Genomic DNA, 2,890 nt, shown 5'->3' on the forward strand with positions numbered 1-2,890 from the left:
TGCAACAATATGTCGCAACATGCAATCTTTAATTGTTATATTAACCACATTCGGCTGGATACTGCCTCGTCCAAGCCTCGGAGGATGGAAAGATTCAGGCTCTTTCAGTACCCATGCGAATGTAGAATGCAAAAAGCCCCGGCGATTAACCGAGGCTTCTTTGTGCTTGCGGCACCGACTTAAGACAGATACGGCACCTTACCTACTTATCATTGCTCATTTGTTCAAAAGTGTCAACAATTTCTATGCAACTTTCTGAATTTTACCTACACGTTTGCGGTTGTTCATCGCAAATAGCAGCGGTTGGTAAATCATAAAGACACTAGCCTCCAGTATTTCTTTAACTTCTCTGCGGCAGGTTGATAGCGATGGACGCTTAAATCGATTTCCCCCACGCGTGGTTATCTTGCGGGGATTTGCACTCTTGTGGCTGTAGACTGATATTGCGTATTCAGTTGAGTTGTTCACGTAGTAGCTCATCAATATCCCGAAGGCCTTTGCATCGATGTACATGACAGAATCTACGACCTGAGAAATCAACATTCCGTCATCGTCATTACACATCGGCCTATCTGGATATTTCTGCGGTTCTACTGTCGCCATGTACTGAGCTATAACGCTGCTCATGCGTTTCTCTAATCTCCCTGAGTAAACCCATGCGCCCCACAGTTCAAGCCATCCATTGACCCAATCATGCTGTTCTTTGGTTAGTTTTAACTGAGCTACATTCATACCGACCTCTTCCTGCCAGTTGTCCCAACCATCAGCCGACCATTAACAATGGCGTGGCGCTCTCCCTTCGAGTCATTTGCGTATTTCTTTACTGTTGAGCGCTGAGTATTTAGCTGGGCTGCTACAGTTGATTGGTTTCCATAGGACGCGATAAGTAATTCGGGAATGGTTTTGATATCTGCGTTCACGCTGCCTCCTGAAGTTTTTTAAGCTCACGTAATTTCGCTCTGTACAGCGCCCTGATGCTGTCGAGTTCTTCGCGGGTGTATCGGTGGGTGGTGTTGTTGTTTTCGAGCGCCTCAACGCGCTGAGTGCCGATTTTCTTTACAAGATTGATGCGGTATGGCGTGATATTTCCTGACTGATGGGTATTACATGCACTGCATTGTTTATTTATATTGTCCTCGTCGTAACGAATCTGTGATGCCTTAGCTATCGTTCTGAAGTGCCCTGCATGCCATTCATACGCTTGATACGTGCCGCAGCTAATACACGGCTCGTCAACATCTCGGCCCTTAGTGATGTAGTCGTTTATCGCTCGCTGCGTCATGTCCTCCCAGTGCTTGAGCGGCTTCAACTTAGCCTTGCGCTCTCGCCATGCCTTTCTGTCCTCCAGTGCCTTATCAGCCGCTTTCTTTTCAGATTGCTGCTTTTGGTAGAGGTAGGCACAGTGACCGCAGCAGACTATTTGGAGGGAGTTTCGAGGGGTGAACTTGGTGGGGCAGACTTTGCACTTCTTTAGCTTTGGCGGCTTATTCTTTGGTTTGCCGGTTATCATCGGCCTCCTCCTCCGGTTCGCTGTAGTGGGCCTCAATTGCCAGCGCCATTCTCTTTAGCCAATCAGCCAGCTTTAGCGCAGCGGCCTTCTCAGTTTCCAAGTAAGGGAATTCGGTAATTACCGCTTCAGCCGTGTAGCCATAAACATTGCCGTGAATAACCATTTCTTGCTCTAAAATGGTTTTTGCTGAGTGTTTAACGAAATACCGGCTTTCTGATGTCTGGTTGGTCCTGTCTTTTTTGAAGGCAATCAGATCAATCGTAGTGCGGGAGTCATCCTGTAATTTCTTAACTAAATCTCGAAAGCTACTCATCATGTTCCTCCAGCATTTCTCTCGAAGCGTTTTCACGTTCGCATTGGTCGCAACAATAAGCTTCATCGGGCTTTAGCGGGGCCAGACAGAATGCACATATTGATTGGGGGAGTTCAGGCATGGCTAACCTCCCTGTCTTTCATCATCAGGAATACAATCATTGCCAGCCGTAGTGGGCTTTCTGGATGGTTTTGCCAGTCGCTATATTTATTTTCGCGCCAATCACTGGCGATCCATGAGATACCGTCATAATCAATGCCAATACCATGCTCAAGCATGATGGGCCATGCATCGGCGGGGTAATTGCAAGGTTTATAATCACCGTTCTCAGCATCGATTACAGTGCACAGACCGATGTGGAACGCCACTGCCTTGTTAATCTCAAAATCACTCATTGCTGAATAGTCTTTCATCGCGTTCTCCTTACTCTGTCGAATTTTGCTTGCAACAGCCCATGGACATAATCGAATGTCTTTATCTGACTGGCGGGGATTTGGGGTTTAGGCTGGGTTCGGTGGGATACTTTGAATATTGAGTTTTCCATTACTGCAACTATGCTGCTTTGCCTTTGTCGCATGGTGTATTTCCCCATCGGTTGGCCCACTCAACTTCTCGCTGGGCGATAGCGCCAAACTTCACGTTATGCTCAGTACCGAACCAATAGGCGGCCTCAATAATTTCTACCATCTCGCTCTTTCTCATCTGGCTTGTGCGATGACCAAAGCGAACGTAGCCACCGGTAATGCCCGGTGCCTGTCTGCGTTCCTGCTTATTGTTTTCTGCTACAAGGTCAGTGATTAAATCCTTCCAGTCCTCTTTGCTGTACTTCACGCCATGCCAGTAAACTTGCTCGGCAATGTCATTAAGCAGCGGCCACATTTTGTTATTCTGTGGAAGACTTCGTTTGGGTTCCTGGATAATGACTTCTTTTGGGGATTTTAAATCGAGCGGTGTGTTTCTGATGGCTGCTATTGCGTTTTGTCTGATGCTTTCGTTTAGAAGTAAATACTTCTGTTTATCCATTTTCCTTCTCCGGCGCGGCGGTGAGATAACTTTCAATCTCTTGC

6 protein-coding genes are annotated in these 2,890 nt (G+C 46.9%); all 6 read right to left on the reverse strand.

The features are described from left to right. Positions 1–243: 243 nt before the first annotated feature. Entirely contained in the window at positions 244–732 is a 489-nt protein-coding gene (locus tag AEP37_RS23105; protein WP_049615522.1) for an antiterminator Q family protein, read from the reverse strand. Continuing rightward, positions 729–920 carry a protein ninH gene (locus AEP37_RS23110; RefSeq protein ID WP_048901740.1) on the reverse strand — a complete coding sequence of 64 codons (192 nt, stop codon included), beginning with the start codon at positions 918–920 and terminating at the stop codon, positions 729–731. The genes AEP37_RS23105 and AEP37_RS23110 overlap by 4 nt, the downstream gene beginning before the upstream one ends. Continuing rightward, positions 917–1,510 (reverse strand): recombination protein NinG, encoded by a 594-nt coding sequence (locus AEP37_RS23115; RefSeq protein ID WP_049615523.1) that lies wholly within the window; start codon positions 1,508–1,510, stop codon positions 917–919. The genes AEP37_RS23110 and AEP37_RS23115 overlap by 4 nt, the downstream gene beginning before the upstream one ends. Then, positions 1,485–1,826 carry a hypothetical protein gene (locus tag AEP37_RS23120; RefSeq protein ID WP_244880841.1) on the reverse strand — a complete coding sequence of 114 codons (342 nt, stop codon included), beginning with the start codon at positions 1,824–1,826 and terminating at the stop codon, positions 1,485–1,487. The genes AEP37_RS23115 and AEP37_RS23120 overlap by 26 nt, the downstream gene beginning before the upstream one ends. Positions 1,827–1,936: 110 nt before the next feature. After that, positions 1,937–2,236, reverse strand: coding sequence for a phage protein NinX family protein (locus tag AEP37_RS23125; protein ID WP_049615525.1), 300 nt, complete (start codon positions 2,234–2,236; stop codon positions 1,937–1,939). A gap of 139 nt (positions 2,237–2,375) precedes the next feature. Continuing rightward, positions 2,376–2,846, reverse strand: a complete 471-nt coding sequence (locus AEP37_RS23130; RefSeq protein ID WP_049615526.1) for a recombination protein NinB — start codon at positions 2,844–2,846, stop codon at positions 2,376–2,378. Positions 2,847–2,890 lie beyond the last annotated feature (44 nt).

It is taken from the genome of Yersinia pekkanenii (assembly GCF_001152565.1).
GTDB classification, from domain to species: domain Bacteria; phylum Pseudomonadota; class Gammaproteobacteria; order Enterobacterales; family Enterobacteriaceae; genus Yersinia; species Yersinia pekkanenii.